This is a genomic window from Sphingobium sp. (assembly GCF_041987595.1).
Lineage (GTDB): Bacteria > Pseudomonadota > Alphaproteobacteria > Sphingomonadales > Sphingomonadaceae > Sphingobium.
In genome coordinates, this window is sequence record NZ_JBHIWJ010000021.1 from 1 (window position 1) to 22,299 (window position 22,299).

Sequence of the window (22,299 nt, forward strand, 5' to 3'; positions counted from 1 at the left end):
GCGCGCTCTGTTCGGGCTGGAGGCGAAGTCGGCGCAGGACGTGATCGATCCTTCCGGGCTGGTGCACAGTCAGGCGCTGCAATCGCCCGATGGTGCATTTCGCGTGACGCTGAACGCTTCGGATGCACGGGAAACGCTGTCGTCCCGCTTTCTGGGGCAAGGCATGGGCGGCGGCTACCAGCATATCGCGCTTGATACGGACGATATCTTTGCAACTGCGCAGGCGCTGCGGGATGGTGGCGCGGCGGTGCTGGCGATCCCGGCCAACTATTATGACGATCTGGCCGCGCGCTTCGGCTTCGACGGGGCACTGGTGACGCGAATGGCAGAGCTGGGCATCCTTTATGACGAGGATGCGGAAGGCACGGGTTACTGGCAGCTTTACAGCCGCGCCTTCGACAAGCTGTTCTTCTTCGAATTCGTCCAGCGCGACCCCGGCTATGGCGGCTATGGCGCACCCAATGCCGGGGTGAGGCTCGCCGCGCAGAACCGGTTCCGGGATGAAGGCCCGTTGGACTGACCGGAAGAGCGCCTTTTAAAGCCGCTATATGTGTCCTTGTGCAACTCGGCATGCGCAGCTCGACCGCGTTGTGCGGGTGTGCCAGTCACGCTCGCGATAGCTGTTACGCTGAGCAAGTCGCGCAGCGCAACTTCTCTCCACGGCGGGCGCCCCCTCGATCCGCCAACTTCCGTCTCCATCAACCGGTCGGCGGTAAATGAGATGATCTCACGCAAAAGATCAAACGCATGGTGACCAACTGCACTGCCGGCCGGTGGCTGCAGCGCATTATGGAAAGCACGCGTCGCTCCGGCAACGCACCGTCGAAATCTGAACCATCAACCCGGACACGACCCCCGCACAGTTTGGCTGTGTAGGGCAATTCAAGATCATGCAGTTTGTCGCGATATGGCATAAATTCTGGAAGGGGGCGCTGATGCCTGCCTACCCCAACTGCCATACGCCGCTTGACTGAGATTTCAGTTATTAGTATGAGTGTTTTAGTTTTAATTGATTGCTCAGGGAGTGCGCGTCGCTCAACGTTCGGTTTTATAGCCTGATCGCTTGAGAACGTCGCTCGCATAGCGATCGCCAAACACAACCAAGGCCGCAATCTTACAACGCGGCTGCCTGAGGAGCCTGAATCCAACCATGGATAGAGACGCGATTGCGATAAGCCTCGATCTGATCAATCGCCATTACCAGGAGCCGAACCGGAATCGGTACGAAAGCAGATATTTCTGGGAGGAGCTCTACACGCTGATCGCTGCATCCGGCTTCTCGGCGATCGAGATTCCCTACGAACCGGTTTGGCAATTTGGCGGGCGCAGCGGCGTGCCGTTCAACCGATATTGTGTGAACACCAAATATGAGAGCGCAGACAATTATCGCGCGCTGCTGAGCGCCAGCGGGATCGCCCATGTCACCGGCATAACCTTCGATCCCAACCTGTTCATGCGCAACGATAATCTGAATTTCTATTTCGGCGCGACCAACCATTTCGCGAACGAGGCCCTTGCCCATGCAGCGGACATGGGCGCCGAATATCTCGCCATCAGCCCTTCGCCCTTCCATGGGCGCATCGCGCAATATCATCCTGATCTTGAGAATATGAAAGAGGCCTTTACCGAGCGCACGATCGAGCTGCTGGCGGGTCTTGCCGCCAAGGCGGGGGAGCTTGGCGTCACGCTGGTCCTTCGCAATGAGTATTGGAGTCTGTTCGGCGGCGAGCGGATCCTGCCACTGGCGGATGCTTTGCCCGACAATGTGAAGCTCGACTGCGATACGGCCAGCCTGTTCGTCGCCGGTGTCTCGTCAACGAATTTTCTTGAGGCGCAGATCGACCGGATCGGTTGCGTCCATCTGACCGATACCGACTTCGTCGATGCGCAGGAGGTCTGGAAAACCCCCAACCCGGAATTCCCGAGCAATCACGCAACGCAAGTCTTCCGCGATCCGGGAACTGGTTCGGTCGATTTGGTGCAAATCGCTGCCTTGCTCGACAGGTTGAGCTACCGGGGGCCGGTCATCTGTAGCGCCCGCCAGACGAGAGATCCCTTTCGCGCTCTGCTGAGAACCCGTGCCTTGCTCAACCAATTACAGAAATAAGACGGACGGAGACGCCGCGATGCCCAATATTCGCTATGCCAACATGTGCCACTGGAAAACGATCCCCTACAGGAAGATCGAGAACTTCCGCGAATTCTATTATGAAGACAAGTCCAACAGCGCCTATTATTCCGATTGGGACAATATCCTGAAATATCAGTCGGCGCTTGGCTTCGAAGGGATTGAAATCGCCCCTTGGGATCTGGCGGACATATTGCCGCTGTTCGGTTCGCCCGAAAATTTCACCGCCTTTGCGAAGGATCGCGGGGTGAGCGTGATCGGCATGTTCCACGGCGCGCATGCTTCCCATGCGCAGGATCATTTCGACGAGGCCGTTCGCGCCGGGCGCGAGGCGGTCGATACGATCGTGCGGTTCGGCGGCACCTATATGAACACCTGTCCGACGCAGAATTATTACGGTACGGGACCGTTGAGCAGGGAAGAAGTGCGGCAATGCGCCAAGGTGATGAACGAGATCGGCCGTTACGCGACCGATCACGGGGTAAAGATCGGCCTGCATAACGAGTTCTTCTGCGCGATCAACCTACCCAATCACCGCGAGCTGATCGAACTTACCGATCCGAAGCTGGTTCATTACTGCGTCGACACGGCGCAGATTGCAATCATGGGCGAAGACCTGCTGAAATTCTACGGGGACTATCACGAACGCATCAGCACCTTCCACCTCAAGGATACCGCTTCTGCAAAGCTCCCGGACAGCGTGCGCTACGCGCAGGACCCGGAGATTGCCGATGACGGCACGCGCTGGTTCTGGGAGCCGGGCCAGGGCGAACTTGACCTCAAGGGTCTGTATCGCCTGCTCAAGCAGCATGAGTTCAAGGGCTGGATCTCGATCGAATATGACGGCTCGCCCGATCTGCTCGCTTCAATGGCCATGACACGCTATTATCTCGATAACGAATTGCGGCCGATCTACGACTGAGCGTCAGTCGGCAGACTGTCGGGTATCATCGGGACTTGGGGCAAAAACCTTGCGCGAAGAGAGAGGGCTTGGGAATATGTCGATATTGCCAGCCCTCCCGACGCCGGGGTAGCTCCTCGTCTGGCCCGGCGCCGCGGCTCTATTTTTACGATCCGGACGGGCAAGGTCGCTCTCGATGCAATGTCCGGGCTGCTGCGGTGCACGCTTTCAGGCCACCAGCGCGCCATGAATGCAGAGGCCATATGATCTGGGCAGGCTTCACGGCGGACCGATCCGGAGCGTTCGGAGTGAACTGATCGTGGAAACCCGCTACGGCCTTATCCGGGACGCGTGGCTTGCGAATTGCATGGTGTTTTGCGGCATATGCTGCGCAACGGCGGAGCGATTTCGCCAGCCAGTCACCACGCCTGCCTGGAAAGGCATTGCGGATGCCCACGCGCCGTTGCCTCTCTCTCTCTCTCTCTCTCTCTCTCTCTCTCTTTCGCGCGCTCGTGCACAAGTCCCGACATGACGAGATCATGCAGGTCTCCGCGCGGATAGCCTTGATGCCTGAATCTGTGGCAAGGCGGCGGACAGCAGGGGTGTCTTCACGACCTGTCGCGGTAAATTGTCAGAAGAGAATCATTGCCTTCCACGGATCTATGTCTTCCGTCTCGGTCATGGCTTGATCGACGAAAATTATCGCATTTCCAGCCTGTTCTGGATACATCGAAGAGCAAGCATCCTATGTGATGAAGAACATGAAAGGAGAGGGGCCTGCATTTCGAAGCATCTCCTCTCTTCATGCATTTCACCTTGCCTTTGCGGCGATGTCCCCACGGATGCGATCGTGCTGACCATCCATCGGCCAGAAGAGGATGACAGCGATCTGGACGATCATGATGCCGATCGGCCAGCCATAATAGGACCAGCGGATCGCTGCGCGTGCGCCATCCGTCACCGCTTTGGGATCATAGCCCGCAATGCCCAGCACATAGGCGATGATCGCCGTGCCCAGCGCCATGCCTACCTTGGTCGCCAGGCTGATCCCGGAGGACAGCAGGCCTTCGTTGCGGACGCTGAAAGTCCATTCATGATAGTCGACCGCGTCCGCCGCCATGGTGAAAATGGCGGTCATGGTCAGGCTGACGAGGATCGCTGCAATGAGAAAGGTCGTCAGGAACAGGACGTGTCGGGCCTCTATCCATGGGAGCAGCAGGTGCAGCAGGATGGCGAGCGCCAGCGCTGTGATACAACCCTTGCGGATGCCGGTCCGCTTAAAGATCATCGGCGCGAAGAAGGCGCTGAGCAGCAGTGTGCCCGAGACGGCGGGCAGCAATATGCCGATCATCCAGGGAGCTTTCATCACCTCGATCGCGAAGAAGGCGGTGACGGAGATCACGCAGCCGAAACGCAGGAAATTGAGCGTGCAGAAGAGGAAGGTGACGAGCCAGGCGCGATTGCGCACCATCGCGCCGACCTGTGGCCAGACCGCCCCGTTGCGGGGGCCCTCGTCATGATGCCGTTCCCTGCAACTGAAGAAGAGATTGAGCAGCGCGGCCAGCGTCAGTCCCGCGAAGATGATGGCCACAAGTGCAAAACCAAGCCGTTCATTGCCGCGACCCAGCAGACCAACCAGCGGCATGGTGGCGGCGGTCGCCAGTATCACGGAGATGGACGTGCCGATGGCGCGCGCGCTGCCCAATTGCATGCGGCTGCCGTGGTCGGCGGTCATCATCGGCATCAGCGCCGAAAAGGGCACCGCCAGAAAGCTGTAGAGAATGCCGAGCAACGAGAAGGTGACATAGGCATAGGCCAGTTTCGCGCCGGTGGAAGCGTCAATCGTGGTAAAGGTCAGCACCAGCAGGATCGAAAAGGGAATGGCGGTGAACAGGAAATAGGGCCGGGTACGGCCCCAGCGCGTCCGCGTCCGGTCGACCAGCAGCCCGACGCCCAGATCCACGCCCGCATCGAACAGGCGGGACAGGAGGAAAAGCGTGCCCACGGCCGCCGCCGGCAGCAGCGCGACATTGGTGTAGAAGTAGAGCAGGAAAGCGCCAACGGCGTTCCAGCTGAGGCCGCAAGCGAAATCACCCAGGCCATAGCTGATCTTTTCCCATGGCTTGAGATTGTCGTTAGAGGGCGAGGCCATGGTCGCTCCCTCCGGCATGGCACGCCTTGCAACGGCACTCGTCATAGCGCGTTCCTCACCATCACCTGGCTCCGTGCGCGCGGAGCCTTTTTTCTGTTGAGGGCCAGCCTGGCTCTGGCCCGGTAACCATGTCGAACGTCAAAGGCCGATGGCGGCCCGCACCTTGGCGATGGATTGAGCCGTCGGCATGGTTGGCTGATATTCAAGGCCGATCGCCCCGTCATAGCCGAGCGTGCGGAGCTTCGCGACGGTCTGGCGCCAGTCGATTCTGCCCGTTCCCGGCTCGTTGCGGCCGGGATTGTCGGCAAACTGGACATGCTGCACCAGATGCATGCGGCCCTTCAGCACCTGCTCCATATCCTCGCCCATGACGTTGGAATGGAAGACGTCATAGAGGAGGCGCAGATTGGGGCTGTTCACTTCCTCGATAATGTCGAGCGCGAGCGTGGTACTCGACAGGAACATGCCGGGATGGGATACGATCGTGTTAAGCGGTTCCAACAGCAATATCACGCCCGCTTCCTCAGCCAGCGTCGCGGCCTGCCGCAACGCTTTGACCGCTTCCGCCCGTTGCTCTTCCACGCTGACGCCCTCGCGGGTAAAGCCGGACGCGATAACCAGGGGCGGCCGGCCCAGCATCTTGGCGGTTTCCAGCGTCGCCTTCACGGCCGCCAGAAATTCTTCATGTTGAGCGGGGTCGACCAGGCTGCGGCGCGGACCGACGCAAAAGCTGGTCAGCTTCACTCCTGTTTCCTCCAGCGCGATCCGGATATCCTCCAGGGGCTTGTCGTCCCAGAGGTGGAATTCGACGGCGCCAAGGCCAGATGCCTTGGCCGCGCGGATGCGATCGGCGAAGTCGGGTGCATCGTCCTTGAACAGCCATTCGATGCAGGCGGAGGGAAACATGGATCTTCTCCTTGGGCGCTCCTGATCGCAGGAACTGGGTCCGGTAGAAGAAGGAGAGGCAGTCCCGCCGGCCTAGCCGGGACTGCCTCCGGTCCGATGGATACTATAGAATGTTCATCAGAAACGAACAGTGCCGCGGACGCCATATGTGCGCGGCGATCCATAAACATAGTTGATCAGCAGCGAGCCCCCCGCATTCACGTAGCCGGCAAAGGCGATGGGACGATAGTTTTCGATATTTCGGACGAAGCCCTGAATGCTGAAGCGATCGCCCGGCGAAACCCATTCCAGCGTGAAGTCAGTCTGGGTGAAGGCCTTCTGCCGGGTCGCCAGATCGTTGCTGGGCTGCAGATAATAATCCGACTTGAAGCGGCTGAACAGGCTGGCCGTGACCTTCTGATCGCCGAAATGGAAATCATGGTCATAACCAAGCGCAATCGTCCATTTGGGCGACTGCACCGGCGTATTGCCGCTGAGGTCGAAAGGCTGAAGGCCGGGCGCGTCAGGATCGCTGTCGGTCAGCGTGCCGGTCAGACCAAGCAGGTTTGCGTAGAATTTGGTCAGCTTGGCATTCAGATAGTTGACCGTCGCGGTAAAGCGATCGTTGCGCGACAGCAGGACGGTCGTGTCGGTTTCGATGCCCCAGACCCGCGATGCGCCGGCATTGACGACTTCGGCGCCGACGTTGGTGTCTAGGAAGATCGGGATCTGCTGATCCTTATAGTCATAATAGAAGGCAGCGGCATTGAACTGGATCGTGCGGTTGGCGAAACTGTTCTTCGTACCGATTTCATAGGCAGTCAGCTTTTCTGCCCCGAAGGAGCTGACATTGTCGAAGCCGCCAGCCTTGTAGCCGGTGCTGACCTTGCCATAGACGAGATGGTCGCGCGACGGGGTGTAATCGACGCCCGCGGTCCAGGTGACCTGCCCGTCGTCCAGCGGCGTGGGATGGAAGCCGAGCGATTCATCGGCAGGCGGAGGCGTGGGGCCGCGGCCGAAGCGCGGGCCATAATTGATGAAGAGCGCGCTTTTCTTGTCTTTGGTATAGCGGATGCCGCCGGTGACGCTCAGCTTGTCTGCAATCAGCGGAACGGTTGCTTGAGCAAAGCCGGCCATCGACCTGTTCTTTACATAGGGGCGGTAGAAATAGTTGAGGTAGCTGCCACCGGCCGCCAACGGCAGGAACAGCCCCTGCGCCATATATTGGTTCTCGCGGAAATAGAAGGCGCCGACCTGATAGATGACGCCGCCATCCTCGCCGCCCGAGAGGCGGATTTCATGGCTCTGCGTCTTGGAATTCTTCTCGTAATTCTGGATGAAGACGGTCGGGACATAGCCGTTGAGCGGCTGGCTGACGTCGGACTGCACGTCGCGATAGCCGCCGATATAGCTCAGCGTACCGATCGACCCCACATCGACGTCGAGGCGGCCGCGCACGGCATACTGCTTGATCCGGGTAAAGCCCAGGTCGCCCAGCGGGAAGGATTTGCGCGGCGGATTGAACTGAAGATTGCGCGGTACGCCGCCATTTTCGAGCTGCGGCGTGGAAGGGATGGGATCGATCAGCCCGCCCGCATAGGCCGGGTTGGTGAGCACGCCATTATTTGCGACGACGATGCCATATTGCGCGACGCCGGTGGTGTCCACATTGACATATTCGCCGGCCAGATAGGCGCGGATGCCGTCCGCCGGTTCGGCATAGATGGAGAGGCGGGCGGCGTCGGTATTGCCCGCGCTGCCACGACCGGCTGGAGCGTTGTTGAAATAACCGTCATGTTCATTGTGCATGCCGCTGGCGCGGATCGCAACCTTGTCGCCCAGGGGCAGGTTGACGGCCGCCTCGCCCATGATCGCGTCATAATTGCCGTAGCTCGCCGAAGCATAGCCTGAAAACTCGCCCAATTTGGGCTTTGCGACGACGATATTCAGAGCGCCGGCGGTAGCGTTGCGACCATAAAGCGTGCCTTGAGGGCCGCGCAGGATTTCGATTCGCTCAAGGTCGAAGAAGCTGGCGTTCAACGCAATCGGGCGATTGATATATTCGCCGTCGATATTGATGGTCAGCGCCGGATCGGCGGTTTCGCTATGATCCTGACTGGAAATGCCGCGCACCGAAATCTTGGTATATTGCGTATCGTTGGTGATGTTGAGATCCGGCGCGAGGCGAGACAGGCCGTTGACGTCGCTGACACCGGCCTTGAGCACTGCGTCGCTATCGAACGCGCGCATGGCGATCGGCGTGTCCTGGATGTTGGTGGCCCGCTTCTGCGCGGTGACGATGATATCGGCAATCCCCATGTCATGGCCTTCGTCCGGGCCATCGCCTTGAGCCAATGCGCTGCCGGCAAAGCCGATGCACGCGACGCTTGCCATGAGAATGGTCATGGTTCGAATGTGACGCATTAATCCTCCCTTATGCTTCCCCTATTTAGGGACATTTACGAATTGCAATGTCAGTTTTAATATGAACCCCTGGCGCAGGTCAAGGAATATAAGAACCGTAAGTCTAATTCGGACACAGGCCGGATCGAACATTCCTGAATGGCGCCGGGTCAGATTGAAGAAGGCCAACAGTTTCATCGCTTGCGATCGTGCTGATCGCAATCCTAGGCGTCGCCGGCATGGATGCGCTCGACGAAGGGATGCCTCTGGCGCGGCTGTCTGAGCAGGGGCACCGCGCCATCCAGGTCCTGACCGTAGGCTCCATGGATCAGCCGCTCAATGCGCACGGCAGCGGCATCGACCCTCCGGTAATCTTGACGCTCCGGCTGTGGATGACCACCGCCGATGGCATCGGTTCTCGCCCTGTTCGGACGCGCCCACCCACCCAATTCGCGATTCGCCATGCGAACGACAGCGGCCGGCGTCAGCCTTATGTCAGCGCATAGGGCATATTCCGTCAGTTCCGGCCACCAGTTCAGGCGCGGGACCTTGGCTCCGGCACGCATACCTGCCACGCTGAAGCGGTTTTCAACCCATGACCGCTAGGATCGACGGCCAATTTGGCTATGGCTCTGGGGTCAGTGGAACCGCATGCAGGATCCGGGGTCTCACGCCACATCGCGGCAGATGCGATAAACGGAGGGAACTCATTTTCGTCTCGCGCTCAATTAGCGCGATTTTATCAAGGTTCGGCATCGAACCGTCAGAAGATCAGCTTCACCGTCATCCCCGCGACCAGCGCGTCCGGGTAGCGATCAATCGCCCCCACGCGGTGGATATATTGAAGGTTCGGGCGGATCAGCAGCTTCCCCGTCGCCTGCCATCCATAGAACAGTTCTGCACTCATCTCATCCTTCTGCACATCGACCGTTTGACCCAGCGCTATCTCGTCGCGCTGACGGTCGGCAATGCGCGGATTGACGCGGGCATAGACGAGGCCAAGACCGAAATTGTCCCTGGGCCGGCTGTCCCACAGGCCGCGCGTCACAAAGCCGCCGCTCAGGAAAAACGGCACGCGCGCCGTATGCCGGTCGGACAGGGTGACCGTGCCGAACAGGGACAGGCCGCGATCGCCCGGACCGAAGCGGGCGATCATCTTTTCGCCCATGATCCACGCGCTCCACCTTTCCTGACGCATGGCGGGGGAAAGGCCGGACAGGACATAGCTGTCGTCGTTGATATCGTCCCGCACATCGGGCTTATCGGTGGTATCGACAAGGCCGCCGACCCGGATCAGGCCCGGAAGTCCGCCCTCCTGCTGGCCGAATTTCCAGCCCAGTTCGACCGGCAATACGAAGCTGTCGAAGCGCGGCGCCAGCTGCCAGCCATTGCCGGTCTGGGCGCGAATGCCGTTCACTTCGAAGGCGGCGACGGTGACGGTCAGGCCTCTGGCGATTTCCCGTTTCGCGCGGACGCCCCAGCGCGGGATCGGAAAGCCGGAAAAGCCGCTATTGTAGAACAAGGTGGTCGGGCGCGGGCAGAAGGCGAAATTCTGGAACTGGCAGCCCGAAGGCAGCGTCGCGAAATCGTCGCCCGTATGGTAAAGGCCGAACTTCAGGGCGGTCTTGCCGTCGTTCAACTGCTGCTCATAGCTTAATTCCGCGGGACGCAGATCCTGCCCGCCGCCGAACAGCTCCTGAACCTCGAAAAGGTTGCCGATACGGGTCGCGGTAAGATCCTGTCCCTTGCGGTGGATGATGGTGGCGATAATCTTGCCGCCCTCCAGCCCAAACGCCTTGCCGGTGTCGACCGTGGCGGAAGCGAGCAATTGCTGGGTATAGGCCGCACCCTGATCGCGCCCGCCGGTGATGGAGGCCGCGCTTTCCGAGATGTAGGAGAAGGTGAGGGTGACGCCCTTGTCCTTCAGACGCGTGCGCCAGCCCGGCTTTTTCTCCGCTTTTGCGGCGGGAAGCTGGCCCTGATGGGCGGGCGGCCCTTGGCGAACCGCAACGGGCGCGGCGGCCGCCCCGGCCGGGATGACGATGGCGGGCGGTGTATCCGCGATCATGACGCCGCGCTCCGTTCGGTGGCGCTGGCAAAGTCGGCCAGCATGCGGGCGCTGTCGGGCTGGACGCCGGTGAACAGGGCGAAGGCGTGGGCCGCCTGCATCACCGCCATGCCGCCGCCATTGAGTGTCCGGCAGCCCTTGGCCGCCGCCGCTTCGAGCAGTGGGGTCTGGAGCGGGAAATAGATGATGTCCGACACCCATTGGTCTGCGGTCAGCAGATCGGGATCGAAGGGCAGGCCGGGATGGCTGAGCATGCCGATGGGCGAGGTCTGAACCACGCCATCGGCGCGAGCAATGGCTTCTTCTGCCGTCGCGGCGACGGTGACGGTCGCTTGCGGGAACAACGCTCCCAGTCGCTCCACGAGTGCCGTCGCCCGTTCCGGGGCGGGGTCGAAAACGGCAAGGCGGGTCGCGCCGAGGTCGAGATGGGCATAGCCTACTGCCGCCGCTGCGCCCCCAGCGCCGATCAAGGCGATCTGCCCGCGCAGGCGATCGCCAAGACCCGCGAGGAAGTGCGCGCGATAGCCCGACCAGTCGGTGTTGTCGCCATGCGCCCTGCCGTTGCGGAAGAGGATGGTGTTGACCGCGCCCAGCGCCCTGGCAGCGTCGGACAGGCTGTCGAGATGCGGGATCACGGCCTGCTTGAAGGGATGGGTGACGTTGAGACCGTCAAAGCCCATCGCCCGAAGCATCGGCAGCAACCGGGGCAGGTCCTGCGCCGCATAGTCCATCACCTCGCCGTCGAGGATGCGATAGACCATGGTGAGGCCCAACGCGCGGGCTTCGGTTTCGTGCATTTGGGGGCTGCGCGATCCGGCAATGCCGCTGCCAATCAGGCCACAGAGAATGGACGCGAAGGGTCGCCCCGTATCGCGGACGGGTTGATGGATCATGGTCATGGTCCTCGAAATTGCGTTTTAAGCGGTCTTGGGCAGGCGGATCAGTGCTGCGCAGATACCGGCAAGGACGACCGGCACCGCGAAGATGCCGAAGATCACGGCCAGCGACACCTTGGCCGCCAGCAGGAAGCCGCCCAGCATCGGTCCGATCACCGCGCCGATCCGGCCCACGCCCATGGCCCAGCCGATGCCGGTGCCGCGCGCTTCGGGGGGATAGAGGCTGGTAGCCAGCGGGTAGCAACCGTTGAAACCGCCCTGTACGAACACGCCGATCAGGAAGGCGGTGGCGAGCGTCGCGGCGAGTGGCATGGCAACCGAACCGAACACCACCAGCGCAGCAGCGGCGAGGACCATATAGGTCAGGATCAGCTTGCGCAGGTCGAAGCGCATGGCGACAAGGCCGATCGACGAGGTGCCGAAGAAGGCGCCGATATTGTATATCGCCCCGGCATAGATGGCATCCTTGGCGGGCAGGCCGGCCTCTACCGCGAGCTTGGGGATCCAGCTGATCACGAAATAGAGCGTCATGAAGCTGAAGATGATTGCCAGCCACAGCAATATGGTGCTTGGGCCGCGCCCTTCGGTCAGCAGGCCGCGCACGCCGGCATGGCTGGTTTCGCCGACATGGCGTGGCGGCAGGGCGTCAAGCTGGGGCTGGCCGACGGAAGCGAGCAGGCGGTTTGCCTTGCTGAGAGCGCCCTTGGGCTGACGGCTGAGCAGGAAGGCGATGGATTCAGGCAGCAGCAGCCAGACGAAGGGGATAGCTATGGCGCACAGGATCGCCGCGCCCAGCAGCATCGCTTGCCAGCCATGTGTCGAAACCTGACTGGCGACGACGAAGCCCGTGATGGTCGCGCCGACCGGATAGCCTGCTTGCAGGAAGCCGACGGCAAAGGTGCGATGCCTGGCGGGCGCATATTCGGCGGTCAGCGCCGCCATGCTGGCCAGTACCGTGCCGATGCCGATGCCGACGACGAAACGGCTTGCGATGAGCTCGACGATCGATGTCGCTATGCTCGATCCGAACATCGCGGCGGTCATCATGATGAGCGAGGCGAGGATCAGCTTGCGGCGGCCGAAGCGGTCGGCCAGCGGCGCGATCAGCAGGCCGCCCGCCGCCATGCCGGCGAGTCCCGCGCTGAAGACAATGCCCAGACTTTCGGGGCTGACATTCCAGTCGGCGGAGAGCGCCGGAGCAACATAGGACAGGATCAGAACGTCCATGCCGTCCAGCATGTTGAGGATGAAGCAGATGGCAACGACCAGTATCTGCCGCGCGGTCCAGCTGCTTTCCAGCGGCGACGGGTTTCCGCTGTCCACGGTGACATAGGGCCGCACGGACACGCTGCCGGTTGCCGAATAGCTGGCCATGGTAGAACGCCTTTCATCCTCTCTGGGGCTGCAAGCCCTTGCACTGATACCGGCCCGGTGTCCTGTCGGCTTCTATTCTGCGGGTTCGATCCTCATGACTCTTTCCGCATTGGCCAGCCAGCAGGCGAAACAAAGTATCTTATGCCCTTATGTTATGCCTTCTTCGGGCGGGGCAGGCCCAGCAGAACAGTGCGGGCGATCTCCTCAAACGTCTCCCCTATGATGGCGCGGGGCGATTCCAGATTGCGGTTAATATACACCGGCAGCACGCCGGGGTCTGCAAATTCCAGAAAGCGGACCGTGTCGGCATGCGGCTGCATCGCCGTGAAGCTGTCGACCAGCGCGATGCCCATGCCGTTGGCGACGAAGGCTACCGCGGTTTCGGCGAAGCGGATATAGGTGGCGACGTTCAGTTCCCGGCCTGCCTTGGCGAACATGTCCGCGATGATGCGGCCATGCGGCGTGTCGGGGCGGAAGGATTGCAGTTGTTCGCTGGCGATATCGGCAACGCTGATCCGATCGCGGTCCGCCAGCCGGTGATGACCTGGGACGGCACAGACCATCCGCCCGGCGCCAATCCGGCTGGAGAGGATGTTGGGATGGTCGATCGGGAAAACCGTCAGGGCATATTCGCCGCGCTGAAGGGCGAGATAGTCGGCTGCCTGTTCCACCGACAATATGTCGAACTGGATGGTAAGGCCCGGATAGTTGGCGGTCAGCCGCCCCAGCATCTGCGGCAGGACGGAATGTCCCAGCGAGGGCGATGCGCCGACGCGAAAGGTCTTGTCTTCACCCGTGGCCAAACGCTGAATGACATGCGCGAGATCGTCGAAGCCCTTGTAGATTCGTTCGACCTCTTCGAACAGGATGCAGGCTTCGCGCGTGGGGACCAGCCGTCCGCGCGTGCGGTCGAACAGGCGGAAGTGCAGCTTGTCCTCCATATGCGCGAGCATGCGGCTGAGGCCGGGCTGTGATGTGCCCAGCAGGCGCGCGGCGCCGCTCACGGTCTTGGTGATCATGACCGCGCGGAATATCTCGATCTGCCGGACGGTGAGCATGGGCCTTCGCTTGTTTTCGCAAATCTGAATGGCCGTGCTAAACCAATGCGTGCCTTTATTGTAGTGGAAAGCCGGTCATGCGCCGTCCGGGCATGCCTGTGGCGAGGGCGCGCGTTTTTGCCGGTCGCAGCTCATGAGGTGGCAGGCGGCATCCTTCCCGGAGGGGGCGGTCGGCTTGCGCTGCCATGGCGGTGTCCAGCCGGGAGGAGCCGAACCGCAAAAAGAGGGCGAGGATGGACTCGCGTCAGGCATCGCGGCGACCGATATTTGCGCGCAGGCCAGAGCGGCGAGCGCGAACGCGCTATACCGCATGGCTGAAACGCCGCTCAGCGGGTTGCAGATAGCTGTCGAAGCAGGCGGCGATGCTGCGGGCATAGGGCAAGGCGTCGGGAAACAGCATGATCTCCTCGCCACTCAGGCGGATCAGGCCCAGTTCCTCGAAGCGCGACAGGTCGGGCAGGGAGATGGACGGGTCGAGCCGCACATGCCCCCGGCAAAGCAGTGCTTCGATGATCCGGCCGCGGCGCTGGTCCTCGACGGTGCGGAGCGTGCCGCGAGTGCCGGAAATATGCCCCGCTTCCACCTTTTCGCGCCAGGGACCGGCCTGTTTCTCGTTCTGGACGATGAGATCGGGGAACTGGCTGATCGCGCTGGCGCCCAGACCCAGCAATATGTCCGCCGGATCGTCGGTGAAGCCCTGAAAATTGCGCCTCAGTCGTCCGGCTGCGGCGGCTCTGGCGATGCTGTCCTGCGGCTGGGCGAAATGATCGAAGCCGATCGCGGCATAGCCCGCCGCGGCGAGCGTCCGATGACCCTGTGCCGCCATGGTGAAGCGGGTGGCGAGGTCTGGCAGCGCGCCGGCTTGGATGCGGCGCTGGCGCGGCAGCAGTTGCGGCATATGGGCATAGCCGAACAGGGCGATGCGAGCCGGGCGCAGCCGTACGCTTGCCTCGATCGTGGCGCTGAGGTCTTGAAGTGTCTGGCCCGGCAGCCCATACATCAGGTCGAAGCCGGTCGCGATACCTGCCAGGCCGAGCTGGTCGACGGCGCGCTCGACCGTTTCGATCGGCTGGATACGGCCGATGGCCGCCTGAACATGCGGGGTGAAAGTCTGGACGCCCAGATTGACCCGGTCGACCCCCATGGCCGACATGGTTGAGATCCATTGTCTGTCGAGGCGGCGAGGATCCAGTTCGACCGAGATTTCGGCATGATGGGCGTCGAAGCAGAGCAGCAATTGCTGGAGCAGGCGGACGAAATCGACCAGCGGCAGCGAATTGGGGCTGCCGCCGCCAAAGGCGATGCGCTGCACCCGGCCGTGTCCGTTCAGCCGCCCCGCAATCAGCGCGATTTCGCGCTCCAGCGCCTCGACATAGGCGGCAAGGCGATGCGAACGGTTGGCAGCCCCCGTGTTGCAGCCGCAATACCAGCAAATGTCATGGCAATAGGGAATATGGACGTAAAGGGAGAGCGCGGCGTCCGCCTCCACCCTATCCAGCCGGTCAGCGAGATCTGCCTCGCCCACGTCGCCGCTGAACTGTGCGGCGGTGGGATAGCTGGTGTATCGCGGCACAGGCCGGGCGAGCAGGTCGGGGTGATATGTCCACATCATTCCAACTCAGGAACGCGCCGAATACCCTACCGAAAGCCACGAATTTCCGTGACTTTTGGGGCGTTGCCGAACTCTATTCGGTAACGCGGGAGATTTCGCGACAAAAGGCGCGATGGACATGGTGATAACTCCCTCAGAGGAATCTTTAACGCTTCAGCTGGCATCGGTCGGAAGCGTTGAGAGCAATGTAGCTGAACGGTTGCTTGTCCGTCTTGATTTATCTCAAATTCAATTGGTGATGCTCCAAGTGTTTAGTCCCAGGATGTGATGGCGTAAATTGTCGTCATCAAGGCGGAGGGAGCTATGGGCCAGCTTCTCCACGGCCGCGCCAAGGCCACGCACGCCGTTCGATGCGAGCTACAGTGATCGCAAGGCTCGGTCGCCAATCTCGCGAAGCATGCCGGGTCAGCGAGCAAACCTTGGCTTGAGACATCCTTCGCGAGACTGGAATGAGTTTTGGCCGCTGGCGGCGGCAGTTCAGCATCCTGCTCGCAGTCAAATGGCTGCGGGCGGGCGGGAGCGCTGCTGCGATAATGGTGCCTGCGGAGAGGAGTCAGGGGCGGCCTTTCCTTGGTGCCGCAGCGATCCACATTTATTTCACAGCAAGTCCCTTCCCTTGTGGCTAGACCCCGATGGCTGCGCCTCGTGACCTCAGTCCTGATGCCTCTCATACGATCAAGACATAGGCTGCACCGAGGAGGGCGCAGGCCAGGAGAACGGGGATCATGCCGATCTTGAACCTGAAGACGGCGATCGTCGCGCCGAGCATGAGCACGAGCGCTGCGACATTCAGCGAGGAAAGCACCGGAACGTCGAACCCCCCGCCGGTAAAACCGACCGTGCGGGTGCGTGTGAAAAGCGTGTGGATCGCGAACCAGACGGCGAGATTCAAGATGACGCCTACGACCGCTGCCGTGATTGCCGTCAGCGCCGAGGAGAGCGCGCGATTGCCGCGTAGTCGCTCGACGAACGGCGCGCCGGCGAAGATCCACAGGAAGCAGGGCACGAATGTTACCCAGGTGGTAAGGATTGCCCCGAGCGTTGCCGCGAGGAGCGGGGACAATCCTGTCGCTTCCCGAAAAGCGGCGAGGAAGCCGACGAACTGCGTGACCATGATCAGCGGCCCCGGCGTGGTCTCGGCGAGGCCGAGGCCATTCAGCATCTCGCTTGGTTGCAACCATCCATAGGTGCCGACGGCCTCCTGAGCGACGTAGGCGAGAACGGCGTAGGCGCCGCCGAAGGTCACGACAGCCATCTGGCTGAAGAATGTGGCAATCTTTGTAAAGACATTGTCCGGCCCTGCGAGCGCCAGCAGCGCTATCACGGGGGCGAGCCACAGGACCAGAAGAACTCCCGAAATCTTGAGCGACCAGGCCAGGTTAGGCCGGGCATGCTCGGGCAGGCCTTCGCCAAGCGCCGTATCCGCGTCGTGGACGATGTTGCCACCTGACGATCCGTGCCCGCCCCCGCCCTTGAAGGCTGTCAGGCCTGCCCATCCTCCAAGGTAGCCGCCGATCCCGGCAAGCAGGACAATCAGCGGAAACGGCGCGTCCAGGAAGAAAATGGCGACGAAGGCAGCCGCTGCGATTCCTCGCATCACGTTGTTCTTGAGCGCTCGAGATCCCACGCGCACCACCGCTTGGACAACCACGGCGAGGACGGCAGCCTTCAAGCCAAAGAACAATCCCTCGATAAGCGGCGTCTGGCCGAAGAGCACATAGACATAGCTAAGACCAAGGATGGCGAGAAAACCGGGCAGCACGAACAGGGCTCCCGCGACCAGACCGCCCTTGGTCTTATGAAGCAGCCAACCGATATAGGCGGCAAGCTGCTGTGCTTCAGGACCGGGAAGAAGCATGCAGTAGTTGAGGGCATGGAGGAAACGCTCTTCCCCGATCCACTTTTTCTCTTCCACCAGGATACGATGCATGACGGCGATCTGACCAGCAGGTCCGCCGAAGCTCAGGGCTGCAATGCGCGCCCAAACTCCCACCGCTTCGGCATAAGGAATGCCATGATTGCCGGCGCGTTGCGGCGGCAGCTCCGCTGTTGTGCTGACGACAGTAGTCATGGTGCAGGATTCCTCGTGCTGAAGAATGCATGGAACTGGTTGAGGGCCTCGCCGGCCTGAGCGATGCGCTGAAGATCGTCGTCCGACGTTGCGCACACGCCGGAAAGGATCGCGCCGAGGCCCGGCGTCTCCGGGCGGTTGAACTTGCCATCGGCGATGTCGAGGTCATGAATGATCTCGCCGATGGCGACCAGAGCAGGGTCATCCGCGAGACCGGCGCGCACCACGATGGTCTCGAAGCTGCACCGGCCGTCCTCGTGGGTGAACTCCGCCTCGGCCATGTCGAAGCGAAGCTCCCCCGTCCCCGGCAAATAGCTGCGAGCGTCGACAAACTTGAAGGTCGCTTCGGGATCCACGAACCGGCGAATCAGCCAGGCGCAAGCTATTCGATCGACGTGAACGCCGCTGCGCGTCACCCAGACTTTGGATTTAAGATCGAGCGGTTGCTCGCCAAGGGGTTGTGAGCGGCTGACGTCAGGATGTTCGTAGCGCTGCCGATCGAGCTCTTGGAGAGCCAGTTCTGCATCCTGACGGCGCGACGCTCCGAAGTAGTCGAGCGCGGCGACCTCGCCCATCCGCTTTTGAAGGCGCGCGATTTCGCTTCCGCTTGCCGGGCCCGTTTCCAGCAGGCGCCGGGCGCTTTGAGTGATCTCGTCGTAATCAGTGTTCCGAGCACCATCGAACAGGGCCTGAACGTCAATGTCGGTCATGCCAGCGAGAAAACTGGCTTCAATCAGGATTGCCTCGCCCCCGTTTGCAACAATCTCGTTCAGCAGTTCCTGGAAGGTTGCTTCATGCTCCGGCGCCTTGGGCAGAATATGAACCGCATTCTTGATAGCTACGGCGCCGATCGCTTGAAGCCTGCGCCAGATCTTTACGCGCAGATATTGTGGCTTCGTCGGCAGCTGGTGAAGCAGCGCGATCCACCCGGAATGAGGTGTTGCTCGAATCATGATATGAGAATATCTCAAAGGTGCATCTGTGGGAACAGGTATATCTTATAAAAAATGTGAGGGATTGGCGTTTCTCGAGATGCGCCATGGGGATGGCGGCTGTTTGCGCTGCGACTGCAGCACCAGCCCAGGGAGAGGAGGTGCAGGAGGGGCTGTCGATTTCCGGCGCGATGCGCCTGCGTTATGAAACCATCGACGGGCAAGCGCGGGTTGGTTTCAACAAAAGCGATGACTTGCTGAACCTGCGTACGAATGTGCTGGCGCGATACCGCAAGGCCGACATCGAGGTAGCCGTCGAACTTTACGATAGCCGGGTCTGGAGCGACCGGATCGGCACCCCTGTATCGACCAACGAGGTGAATGCATTTGAACCGGTTCAGGCCTACATCGCGGGGACCTTCCAAGAACCGCTGGGCGCTGGCTCGAAGATTGCAGTCACCGCCGGGCGCATGATGCTCAACCTTGGCTCGCGGCGCCTGGTCGCTGCCGATGATTACCGCAACACCACCAATGGCTATACAGGCATGAAGGCCGATCTTACCGCCCGCAATGGGTGGAAGGGCACCTTCATCTACACGTTGCCGCAGGCTCGCCGGCCCGACGCCCTGGATGATGTTCGTTCGGCCAAAGTGAAGCTCGACAGGGAAAGCTTCGACCTCGTGCTTTGGGGCGGCCAAATTAGCCGAGCAAAGACCATTGGCCTCGCGTCGCTTGAAGTCACTTATTTTCATCTGGGAGAGCGCGATGCCCCCGGTCGACCGACCCGTGACCGCTCGCTGGATACCTTCGGTGGCCGCATGATGTTCGAGCCGCGGTCTTCGCATTTCGACTATGAAATCGAAGCCTTCTTTCAGACAGGTTCGGTCAGCACCTCCACATCAGCATCTGCCCAGCGTCAGAGCGTGGCTGCGAACTTCATCCATGTCGATGGTGGATACACGTTCCCAGGCGCGTGGACGCCGCGTTTGTCGGTCGAATACGATCGGGCCAGCGGCGATAAGCCCGGCGGGAAGTTCGGTCGTTTCGATACCCTCTTCGGTATGCGCCGCGCCGACCTGGCGCCGGCAGGCCTATACAATGCCCTTGCGCGTACCAACATCGAAACGGTCGGTATCCGGTTGGAAGCAAAGCCCAGCAAGCGCCTCGACTGGTTCGCCGCCTACCGGCCCATGTGGCTTGCTGCCCGCCAGGACAGTTTCTCGTCTACCGGGGTTCGTGACGCCTCCGGGCGGTCAGGCGATTTCGCTGGTCACCAGTTGGAGGGGCGCGTGCGATACTGGCTCATTCCCAAACGTCTGCAATTTGAGTTCGACGGCCTGGTGCTTGCCAAGGACCGCTTTCTTCGGGACGCGCCAAACGCCACGGCAGGTAAGTGGACGCGGTATGTTTCCTTCAACCTGATCGCCACCATTTGAACTCTGGCATCAACAGGGCAGAATTCCAAAGAAGTACGGCACCCATTCGCTGCGCCGAACGAAGGCGTCCATCATCTACCGCGCGACCGGCAAGCTGCGCGCTGGCCAGATATTTCTCGGCCAAAGCACGGTCGAGAATATAGTGCGCTATCTCGGAATCGACGTGGAAGATGCGCTCGCGCTCGCCGAGCACACGGAAATCTGAACCACCGGTTCCTCGTCTTCAGAGGGAGCCGGCTACACGGCCCGGGTCAAAACTGCCGTTCGCGGTCTTGGTGCCGAAGGTCGGCTTCCGGCAGCAGTGGTCATTCAAGAGCTTCCAGCATCCCATGTCGGAACGAGCTTGCCGGTAATGGCCAGAGAGAAAACGATGGGGAGGCACAATCAGTCATGCCGGATCGGGGCAAAGGTGCACATTACGGCATCGTCGCAATCAAACAGTCTGATGGGCTCTGTTATGGAACGAGGCTCGACCGGCTCCAGTCTTTGCCGGTGGCATGGGTGTTGGCCGAGGGGCTTGGCCCATCCGCCGCGTTGAAGGATGTCCGTAATCGCTTCTGCCCAACCGATCCCTGTAACGGCAGATTCTGATCGGAACCATCACCCGGCCTCGTCCGTCTCCATCCCGGCGTGAAACGCGATGCGCAACGCTTCGGCAAGGCTCTTCACCTCCAGCTTCTGCATCAGATTTGCGCGATGGATTTCCACCGTCCTCGGGCTGATCCCCAGATCATAGGCGATGGTCTTGTTGGGCAGTCCCTCGACCAGCCCGTCCAGCACCTCGCGCTCCCGCTCGGTCAGCGCGTTGAGCCGCGCCCGTGCTTCCTCTGCCCGGGCATTGGCGCTGCGGTCGGCGACCGACACTTTCCGTGCCGCCTCGACGCAACCCAGCAGTGCCGCCTTCTCGAACGGCTTTTCGATGAAATCGCTTGCCCCCGTCTTCATCGCGCCGACCGCCATGTCGATATCGCCATGGCCGGTCATGATGACCACCGGCAACATCACGCCCCGCGCCCGCAGTTCGCGTTGCACTTCCAGCCCGTCCATATCGGGCATGCGCACGTCGAGCAGCACGCAGCCCGGCTCCAGATCGGCCGCCGCCTTCAGAAAGGGCAATCCGCCCTCGAACAGCCTGACCATATAACCGCTGGTCCTGAGCATGAAGGACAGGGAGCGCCGGATCGCCTCGTCATCGTCCACGACGTAGATGGGATAAGGTTCGCTCATGCTTCGTCCGCCGCGTCCAGAGTGAAGTGAAATTCGGTGCCGCCCCAGGGCGAAGGCTGCGCCCAGATGCGCCCGCCATGCCCCTCGATGATTGTCTGGCTGATCGACAGGCCCACGCCCATGCCCGATGCCTTGGTGGTGGTGAAGGGCGTGAACAGGGTGCGCGACATGTCGGGGTCAAGGCCCGTGCCGCTGTCGGCCACCACCACCTCGACGCGCCCGTCCTCAATCGGCACGGCGGACAGGCGCAGAATTCGCGCCGGGCTGGTCGCCATCGCCTCGACCGCATTTTTGACGAGGTTGATGATGACCTGCTGCAACTGCACGCGGTTGACCAGCACCCTGCCGACGCGCCGGTCGACGCTGATGTCCATATCGATTCCCCGGCTGTCCGCGCCGATGAAGGCCAGCGCCGCCCCTTCCGCCAGCAGACCGCGCAAAGGTTCGGGCTGGCGCATGGTTTCGCCACGCTTGATGAACTCGCGCAGCGAGCGGATGATTTCACCTGCGCGCAGCGCCTGTTTCGCGCTTTCCGCCATCGCCTCGCGCAGCATCTCGCGATTGACCGGCCCCTCCGCGTCCAGCAGGTCGCGCCCGGCCTCCAGATAGTTGGCGATGGCGGTCAAAGGCTGGTTCAATTCATGCGCCAGCGCCGACGCCAGCGTGCCCATCGCCGTCACGCGGCTGGCATGAGACAATTCCGCCTGCAGGTCGGCAACCCGCCGTTCAGCCTGCTGACGCTCGGTCAGGTCGCGGATGAAGCCGGTGAACAGCCGCCGCCCCTGATCCTGCACCTCGCCCACCGACAGTTCGATGGGAAAGGTCGACCCGTCCCGTCGCCTTGCGCTGGTCAGCCGCCCGATGCCGATGATCCGCTTCTCGCCGGTCGTGAGATAATGGTCGATATAGCCGTCGTGCCGCTCCCGGTCGGGGGAAGGCATCAGCATGGAGATATTCTCGCCCAGCACGTCGCTTTCGGCATATTGGAACATGCGCTGCGCCGCCGCGCTGAAGGACACGATCTGCCCATGCATGTCGATGACGATCATCGCATCGGGCACCGTCGCCAGGATCGACCCCAGCAACGCCTGTTCCAGACTATGCTCGCGCTGCGTCAAGCCGTCCGTTTCGTCGTCCGCTACCCCCATGACCGCAT

Annotated in this window: 16 protein-coding genes and 2 pseudogenes; 5 read left to right on the forward strand and 13 right to left on the reverse strand. The window is 61.5% G+C overall.

What is annotated here, in order from left to right:
* The 3 genes from ACFC3J_RS07765 to ACFC3J_RS07775 all read left to right on the forward strand — a co-directional run.
* The coding region (locus ACFC3J_RS07765; RefSeq protein WP_375195613.1) for a VOC family protein at positions 1–520 on the forward strand (520 nt) is incomplete at its 5' end.
* 630 nt (positions 521–1,150) lie between these two features.
* Positions 1,151–2,107 carry a sugar phosphate isomerase/epimerase family protein gene (locus ACFC3J_RS07770; RefSeq protein ID WP_375195614.1) on the forward strand — a complete coding sequence of 319 codons (957 nt, stop codon included), beginning with the start codon at positions 1,151–1,153 and terminating at the stop codon, positions 2,105–2,107.
* A 19-nt stretch (positions 2,108–2,126) separates the two neighbouring features.
* Positions 2,127–3,050 (forward strand): sugar phosphate isomerase/epimerase family protein, encoded by a 924-nt coding sequence (locus tag ACFC3J_RS07775; protein WP_375195615.1) that lies wholly within the window; start codon positions 2,127–2,129, stop codon positions 3,048–3,050.
* A 790-nt stretch (positions 3,051–3,840) separates the two neighbouring features.
* On the opposite strand, the gene ACFC3J_RS07780 is transcribed toward ACFC3J_RS07775, so the two are convergent.
* The 11 genes and pseudogenes from ACFC3J_RS07780 to ACFC3J_RS07830 form a co-directional block, all read right to left on the reverse strand.
* Positions 3,841–5,226: an MFS transporter gene (locus tag ACFC3J_RS07780; protein WP_375195616.1), complete on the reverse strand. Its 1,386-nt coding sequence runs from the start codon at positions 5,224–5,226 to the stop codon at positions 3,841–3,843.
* A 93-nt stretch (positions 5,227–5,319) separates the two neighbouring features.
* Positions 5,320–6,087, reverse strand: a complete 768-nt coding sequence (locus tag ACFC3J_RS07785) for a hydroxypyruvate isomerase family protein (RefSeq protein ID WP_375195617.1) — start codon at positions 6,085–6,087, stop codon at positions 5,320–5,322.
* Between the two features lie 117 nt (positions 6,088–6,204).
* Positions 6,205–8,472, reverse strand: coding sequence for a TonB-dependent receptor (locus ACFC3J_RS07790; RefSeq protein WP_375195618.1), 2,268 nt, complete (start codon positions 8,470–8,472; stop codon positions 6,205–6,207).
* 224 nt (positions 8,473–8,696) lie between these two features.
* A pseudogene (locus ACFC3J_RS07795) lies at positions 8,697–8,807 on the reverse strand (IS5/IS1182 family transposase); the annotation flags it as partial.
* A 425-nt stretch (positions 8,808–9,232) separates the two neighbouring features.
* Entirely contained in the window at positions 9,233–10,537 is a 1,305-nt protein-coding gene (locus tag ACFC3J_RS07800; RefSeq protein WP_375195619.1) for a carbohydrate porin, read from the reverse strand.
* Positions 10,534–11,436, reverse strand: a complete 903-nt coding sequence (locus ACFC3J_RS07805) for a shikimate dehydrogenase (RefSeq protein WP_375195620.1) — start codon at positions 11,434–11,436, stop codon at positions 10,534–10,536. Before ACFC3J_RS07805 ends, ACFC3J_RS07800 begins: the two co-directional genes overlap by 4 nt.
* 18 nt (positions 11,437–11,454) lie before the next feature.
* Complete coding sequence (locus tag ACFC3J_RS07810; protein WP_375195621.1) at positions 11,455–12,807, reverse strand: MFS transporter; 1,353 nt, start codon at positions 12,805–12,807, stop codon at positions 11,455–11,457.
* A 152-nt stretch (positions 12,808–12,959) separates the two neighbouring features.
* Complete coding sequence (locus tag ACFC3J_RS07815) at positions 12,960–13,865, reverse strand: LysR substrate-binding domain-containing protein (RefSeq protein ID WP_375195622.1); 906 nt, start codon at positions 13,863–13,865, stop codon at positions 12,960–12,962.
* Between the two features lie 301 nt (positions 13,866–14,166).
* On the reverse strand, positions 14,167–15,474 hold the full coding sequence (gene hemN, locus ACFC3J_RS07820; RefSeq protein ID WP_375195658.1) for an oxygen-independent coproporphyrinogen III oxidase: 1,308 nt from the start codon (positions 15,472–15,474) through the stop codon (positions 14,167–14,169).
* 670 nt (positions 15,475–16,144) lie between these two features.
* Positions 16,145–17,548 (reverse strand): chromate efflux transporter, encoded by a 1,404-nt coding sequence (gene chrA / locus ACFC3J_RS07825; RefSeq protein WP_375195623.1) that lies wholly within the window; start codon positions 17,546–17,548, stop codon positions 16,145–16,147.
* Entirely contained in the window at positions 17,545–18,501 is a 957-nt protein-coding gene (locus ACFC3J_RS07830; protein WP_375195624.1) for a chromate resistance protein ChrB domain-containing protein, read from the reverse strand. Before ACFC3J_RS07830 ends, chrA begins: the two co-directional genes overlap by 4 nt.
* Before the next feature lie 140 nt (positions 18,502–18,641).
* Between ACFC3J_RS07830 and ACFC3J_RS07835 the strand changes: the two genes are divergently transcribed.
* The gene (locus ACFC3J_RS07835; RefSeq protein WP_375195625.1) at positions 18,642–19,916 is read left to right on the forward strand and encodes an alginate export family protein; all 1,275 of its coding nucleotides are present in this window, start codon (positions 18,642–18,644) and stop codon (positions 19,914–19,916) included.
* 31 nt (positions 19,917–19,947) lie between these two features.
* A pseudogene (locus tag ACFC3J_RS07840) lies at positions 19,948–20,121 on the forward strand (integrase); the annotation flags it as partial.
* A 395-nt stretch (positions 20,122–20,516) separates the two neighbouring features.
* On the opposite strand, the gene fixJ reads toward ACFC3J_RS07840, so the two are convergent.
* Together fixJ and ACFC3J_RS07850 are read right to left on the reverse strand one after the other, a co-directional pair.
* Positions 20,517–21,143 carry a response regulator FixJ gene (gene fixJ / locus ACFC3J_RS07845; protein ID WP_375195626.1) on the reverse strand — a complete coding sequence of 209 codons (627 nt, stop codon included), beginning with the start codon at positions 21,141–21,143 and terminating at the stop codon, positions 20,517–20,519.
* Complete coding sequence (locus ACFC3J_RS07850) at positions 21,140–22,291, reverse strand: sensor histidine kinase (protein ID WP_375195627.1); 1,152 nt, start codon at positions 22,289–22,291, stop codon at positions 21,140–21,142. The genes fixJ and ACFC3J_RS07850 overlap by 4 nt, the downstream gene beginning before the upstream one ends.
* Positions 22,292–22,299: the final 8 nt, after the last annotated feature.